Source organism: Faecalibacterium sp., assembly GCF_052358865.1.
GTDB lineage: Bacteria > Bacillota > Clostridia > Oscillospirales > Ruminococcaceae > Faecalibacterium > Faecalibacterium butyricigenerans.
Genome location: NZ_DAWCVJ010000106.1, coordinates 1 through 6,515, shown reverse-complemented (window position 1 = coordinate 6,515; position 6,515 = coordinate 1). Strand labels below are relative to the sequence as shown.

Genomic DNA, 6,515 nt, shown 5'->3' with positions numbered 1-6,515 from the left:
GGGCTGCAGGGGAAGTGCTGGGTCTCGAGGGCGAAGCCGCCGTATTTTTCCATCGGGACGCCGCCCTTGCCGGGGGAGGGGCAGTTCTGCAGGAAGTTGCCGGTGTAGAGCTGGATGCCCGGCTGGGTGGTGTACATCTTCATGCTGATGCCGGTCTTGTCGCTGGACGCCCACGCGCAGAGGCTCTGGCTCGCGCCCCGGGGCCGGTCAAGGACATAGCAGTGGTCGAAGCCGCCGCCCGCCATGGTGGTCTGATAGAACCCGGTGTCGAGGTCGCGGCCCAGCGGCTTGCCTGCGCGGAAATCCATCGGCGTGCCGGCCACAGGCAGGATGCGGCCCGTGGGGCAGGTCTCGTTGTTGCCCTCGAGGTAGTTGGAGGCATAGATGCGGAGCTTTTGGCCCAGCACATTGCCGCCGCCGTCGAGGTTGAAATAGGTGTGGTTCGTCAGGTTGATGATGGTATCCGCATCGCTGGAGACACGGTAGTCCATCCGCAGAGTGTTGTCCGGGGTGAGGATGTACCGCACGCTGACCTTCAGATTCCCCGGGAAACCATCCTCGCCCGCCGGGCTTTCGGTCTCCATCAGGAGCGTGTCGCCGAACATCTTCACATCGTAGATCTTCCGGGGGAAAGTGCCGTGCAGGTGATTTCTGCCGTTGTTGGCTTCCAGCTTGTAGGTCTTGCCGCCGAGGGCAAATTCCGCGTTCTCGATGCGGTTGGCGTACCGGCCCACGAACGCACCGCAGCAGGTGCTGCCGGACGAGTTGAAATCTGCCTCATAGTCGGCGAGGGTGTCGTGCCCGACGACCACATCCACAAGGCCCGTCTTGGTGGGGACGAAAAGATTTTTGATCACACAGCCGTAGTTCAGCACGCTGATCTCAAGTCCGCCGGGATTGGAGATGATGTACTCATCCACCTTATCGCCGTTTTTGGTCACACCGAAAGGCTTGGAGCGAAACTGTGCCATAAGGCTCGCCTCCTTGTTGTTATTTTCTGGCCTGGGGCAGCTCCGCCCCAGCCTTGTCCATAATTATGATTATAGCACAGTTTTCGCACCTTGTGTGCGATTGTTTTTAGATTCAACTTCCAAATTTTCGAGAGATTTTTTGGGCATATTGCAAGAAAACCTCTCAGTCTCGCATCCGCTCGACAGCTCCCCTACCGAGGGGAGCCTCTGGCGAAGAGGGAAAGCTTTCCGGAATGCCAAGGCCTCTCCTTGATAGGAGAGGTGGCACGCCGTAGGCGTGACGGAGAGGTTCGTTCCCCACCACAAAAAAGAGACCGCCGCATCACGGCAGTCTCTTTCGCACAACGATATGAAGTCATGCCTCCGTCTGTGCCTTGCCAGCATTCGCCTGCGCGATATACTCGGCGGCATCGTCGGGGATGTCGTCCATCCCGTCGTCACCCACATCGACCACCAGCGGCGGCTTCTTGAAGAGGATGTCGTAGAGGATGGGCACGATGTACAGGGTCATCAGGGTGGCATAGCTCAGGCCGCAGATGATGACGATGGCCATGCCGCTCATGAGCTGGCTCGCCATGTCGTTGCTGAACACCATCTGCAGCATGGCCAGAACCGTCGTCAGCGTCGTCATCAGGATGGGGCGCATACGGGTCTTGCCGGTGGCGACGAGGGCCGCACGGCGCTCCATGCCGCCCAGACGCAGCTGGTTGGCGTAGTCCACGAAGACGATGCCGTTGTTGACGACGGTGCCCATCAGGACGATGAAGCCCATCAGGGAGATCATGGTCAGCTGCTGGCCGGTGAGCAGCATACCCAGCAGGCCGCCGGTGAAGGCCAGCGGCACTGTGAACAGGACGATGAAGGGGGACAGCAGGCTCTGGAACTGCGCCACCATGACCAGATAGACGAAGGGGAGGGCCAGTGCCATCCACTGCACCATCTCATCGACCATCAGGTTGACGGTGGAGGACTCGCCGCCCAGCGAGAAGGAGCAGCCCTCGGGCATCTCGTCGGAGAGGGCGAAGGCGTCCAGTTTCTTCTGGAGCACGCGGGACTGGACGGTGGTGTTGTAGCCGTCCAGCGTGTCGGCAGACACCGTGATGTAGCGGGTCTGGTTCTCGCTGGTGATGGAGTCGGGGGCGGTGCCGGTGGACCAGCTGGCGATGTCGCCCAGCGTGCAGGTGCCGGTGGTGGTGGTGCCGGTGGCGTCCATCACGCTGGTGGTAAAGGTGATGTCCATCATGTTTTCCTTGGTCACAGGGTCAAGGTTGTCACTGATCTGGACCTTCATGGTGGAGCCGTCCACGGTGACGGGGGTCTCCGCCGTGGTGGTGGTGGTGAGCTTGGCGGCGATCTGCTGATAGACCTGCGCGACGGTCAGGCCGTAGGCGCGGACCTTGTCACGGTCGATGTCCAGATTGATGGTCGCATCGCCCTGACCGAGGCCGGTGCCCGCGTTGGCGAAGCCCTCGGTGTCGTTGACCATCTGGACGACCTTGTCGCTCAGTGCGGTGATGGTCTCGGCGTCGGGGCCGTAGATCTTGACGGAGAGGCCGCTGCTGAGCTGGCTGGTGAGGTCCTGCATTCCGCTGATCTCGACGGTGCCGGTGCACTTTTCGACGCTGGCCACTGCATCGTTCAGGGCCTGCTCCGCGGCGGCGATCTGGGTGGAGGAGAGAGACTCGTCCAGCATGACGTTGAACTGATAGCTGCCGTAGCTGTTGGCGGCGCTCAGCAGGTCGGTGATGGCGCTGGGCAGGCCCAGCTGGCCGATGTCGATGCCGGCCACGGTGGTGTCGGTGGTGACGCCCACCTCTTCCACGCCGTCCACGGCCATGACGGCCTCCACGACCTGTCCGGCCACGCCGTAGGACTCTTCCTTGGTCAGATCGTCGTCGGTGGAGAGGGCGATGGTGGCCTCATTGCTGGAAATCTCCGGCAGGAGGACGACGCCCATGGAGAAGACCTTCCAGCCGCAGAAGGCCAGCAGCACGACCGCCGCCACCAGCGGCAGGGCGCGGTGCTGTAAGCACCACTCGAGGCTGTGGGCATATTTGTCCTGGATCTTCTCGAACCAGACCAGCCGCTTCGGCTCGGCCTTTTTCAGAACTGTAGAGGCAGCGGCAGGCACGACCGTGACGGCCACGATGAGGGAGGCCATCAGGCAGTAGCCGATGCACAAGGACATGGGTTCCAGCAGGCTGCGCACCGTGCCGGAGGAGAACACCACCGGCAGGAAGACGCAGACCGAGGTGAGGGTGGAAGCCACCACCGACATACTCACCTGACGGGCACCCTGCACGGCGGCGCGGGCCGCCGGCACGCCCCGGCTGCGCAGACGGTAGATGTTCTCGATGACGACCACCGAGTTGTCCACCAGCATGCCGACGCCCAGCGACAGGCCCGCCAGCGTCATGATGTTCATGTCGAGACCGGTGAAGTACATCAGCACGACGGCAAACAGGACGGACAGCGGGATGCTGACGCCGACCACGAGGGTGGGCTTGATGTCCTTGAGGAAGATGGCCAGCACGATGATGGCCAGCGCAGCGCCCACCAGCATACTGCTGATGATGCTGTTGACGATGATGGTGATGTAGTTGCCCTGATTGGACAGGACGACGACGTGCAGGTCGGGATACTGGGCCTGCATCTCCTTGAAGGCGTTCAGGCAGCCGTCCGAGACGCTGCTGGCGCTGGAGGTGGCGTTGCGGAAAATTTTCAACACCACGGCCCGCTCGCCGTTCAGGCGGGTGTAGCTGGCCTCAGAGTTGTCGATGACGGCCACATCGGCCACGTCGGAGAGGCGGACATCGCCGAAGCCCTCGACGTGGAGCAGAAGAGCGCCCTCGATGTCCGAGACGCTGTCGTACTCCTCACCGACCTTCAGCAGCCACGACTGGCCGTTCTTGTCGGCGACGTAACCGGCAGGCATCGAGAAGTTCTGGGCGTAGATGAGCTGGGCGAGGGTCTTGATGTCCAGCTGCTTTGCCACATCGGCGCTGGCCAAGGCCTTTTCCTTGGTGTCCTCGTAGAGCCGCTTTGCATCTTCCAGCTGGTTCTCATAGTCCTTCAGCTTCTCCCGGGCCTCAGTGAACTGCATATAGGCGCTGAGCTGCTGGCTGGAATAGGTACCCAGAGCGACCGAGAACTGGTTCATCAGACCGGGCACATTGTCCATGGCCTTGATGACCTGATCCAGTGTATTGTAGATGGTGCTCAGGCTGCTGGACACCTCCAGCTCGTCGGCAAGGTCGGAGACGCTGCCGTCGCTGGTACCCAGACGGCCCTGCAGCTCCTGCAGAGCTGCGGTGAGCTTATCGGTGATGTCGCGCAGCTCGCCCACGATCTCGATGAGAGAGTCGATGTCCCGCATACCGGTCTGGTTGAACTGGTCCACGACCCGCTGCAGGCCGTCACGGACATCGATGAGGGCCTGCTGGATCTCCGGCTCATTGACCACGCCGATGAGCTGGTTGACGCTGTTGAGCAGGGCCTGCGCCTGATCGCGCACGACGGTGACGGCGTCGGCCACCTCGGTGCCCATCTGGGCCATGACGGTGTCGGAGACCGTATTGCCAAAGTTTTTCAGCTGCCGCTCGTACTCGGCACGGCCCGCGGCGATCTGGGCCTCGGCGTCATCGAGCTGGGCGCGGGCGTCGGCCAGCTGGGTGTCGATGAGTTCCAGCAGGCGGGTGTTGATCGCGTCGATCTTGTCCTGATTCAGCTGCACCTGCACCATCTTCTCGATGAGGCCGTTGGCCGAAACGCTGGAAACGCCGTTGGTACGGCCCACATAGGGCGAGAGGGTGTTATTCACAAAGTCCGACAGGTCGTAGACGTCGCTGCCCTCCCGGCTGACTGCCACCGTCATAAAAGCGTTCATGTTCAGGCTGTACTCGATGATGGATGGGGTCAGGCAGGTGCTGGGCAGGCTGGACGCGGTCTGGTCCACCTTATTTGAGGTCTTGACCATCGCACTGTTCATGTCGGTGCCCTCGGCAAACTTCATGAGCAGGAGGCTGTAGTTCTCCGCCGAGGTCGCGGTGATGTTCTCGACGCCGGACACAGTGCCCAGCGCGTTTTCCATCACGTCGGAGACTTCCGACTCCACACGCTCGGGGCTGGCGCCCGGGTAGACTGTGACCACCATGAGGTAGGGCGTGCTGATGTCGGGCAGAAGGTTCGTCTGTAAGCTCGTGATGGACACGAAGCCCAGCAGCAGGACCATAATGACCGCGACAAGGATGGTGAATGGCTTTTTGACGCTGAATTTTTCCATGATTTCCTATCCATTTCTCTTTTCTATGCCGCAGCCTCGCGGCAAGGGACCGGCCGCAGACACAGCAGCCCCCTGAGTTCTTCTTATCATTCCTATTATACACGAGGCCGCCCCTCTTGCAATAGTGGCAAAGCCAATCTTTAACAAAACTTTCCTTAATCTATCTTTGTCCCGGAGACTGCTGGGAAGATTTCCGGCTGTTTTCTTGCTCTATTTCGTGGAAATGCGGGCCGGATTATGTTATACTAGAATGCAGAATGGAATTTTATCGCAATTTCAGCCACAGTCCCGCCCAAAGCGGGCTGTGGCGCGAAAATACAGACTGCTGACAGCCCATTTTTCCGGGCTTATCCGTGTCAGATACGACCCCAAAGAGGAATGCTATGAAAAAAGTTATATCCGTCCGTTTCAAGGACAACGGCAAGACCTATTATTTTGACCCCGCAGACACCCCCATCCAGACCGGCGATTACGTCATCGTCGAGACGGCCCGGGGCGTGGAGTGCGGCGAGGTGGTGCAGGGCGTGAAGGAGATCGCCGACTCCGCCGTGCCCAAGGCCCTCAAGCCCATCACCCGGATGGCCGACAGCGTGGATGTCCGCCGGATGCGCCAGAACCGGGAGGACGAGAAGCGCGCCTACCGCACCTGTCAGGAGTGCATCGCCCGCCACGGGCTGGAAATGAAGCTGGTGGAGGCCGAATACACCCTCGACCGCTCCAAGATCATGTTCTATTTCACCGCCGACGGCCGCGTGGACTTCCGCGAGCTGGTCAAGGATCTGGCCGGCATCTTCCACACCCGCATCGAGCTGCGCCAGATCGGCGTGCGCGACGAGAGCAAGATGATCGGCGGCCTCGGCATCTGCGGCCAGCCCTTCTGCTGCAGCCGCTTTTTGAAGGATTTCCAGCCCGTCTCCATCAAGATGGCGAAGGAGCAGGGCCTCTCCCTCAACCCCACCAAGATCAGCGGCGCCTGCGGCCGTCTGATGTGCTGTCTGGCCTACGAGGAGAACGCCTACGAGTACCTGAACAGCATCATGCCCATGGTGGGCAGCACTGTCCGCACCCCGGACGGCCTCGGCACCGTGCTGGAGGTCAACCCCATCTCCGGCTACCTGCGGGTGCGCTGCGGCACCGAGGCTTTCGCGCCCCGGTACTACAAGGTGAGCGTCTGTGAGTATGTCTCCGGCGGCAAGCGCGCCCCCCGCCGCCCCGACCCGGACGACGATGATTCCGGCGTGCGCGACCCCGACCCCGTGGTG

At 61.4% G+C, this 6,515-nt stretch carries 3 protein-coding genes; 1 reads left to right on the top strand and 2 read right to left on the bottom strand.

Annotated elements, in window-relative coordinates; all coding sequences use genetic code 11:
* Together ACT8X9_RS12315 and ACT8X9_RS12310 are read right to left on the bottom strand one after the other, a co-directional pair.
* Positions 1-971: aldose epimerase family protein (locus tag ACT8X9_RS12315; protein WP_444269177.1), on the bottom strand; the 971-nt coding region annotated here is incomplete at its 3' end.
* A 355-nt stretch (positions 972-1,326) separates the two neighbouring features.
* Complete coding sequence (locus tag ACT8X9_RS12310; protein ID WP_444269176.1) at positions 1,327-5,253, bottom strand: efflux RND transporter permease subunit; 3,927 nt, start codon at positions 5,251-5,253, stop codon at positions 1,327-1,329.
* A gap of 383 nt (positions 5,254-5,636) precedes the next feature.
* Here ACT8X9_RS12310 and ACT8X9_RS12305 point away from each other — a divergent pair.
* Positions 5,637-6,515, top strand: an 879-nt coding sequence (locus ACT8X9_RS12305) for a PSP1 domain-containing protein (RefSeq protein WP_444269175.1), incomplete at its 3' end; no start/stop codon positions are given.

Bases quoted from the DNA above. Each gene is read 5' to 3' on its own strand.
- ACT8X9_RS12310 (WP_444269176.1), bottom strand. From the start codon at position 5,253: ATGGAAAAATTCAGCGTCAAAAAGCCATTCACCATCCTTGTCGCGGTC.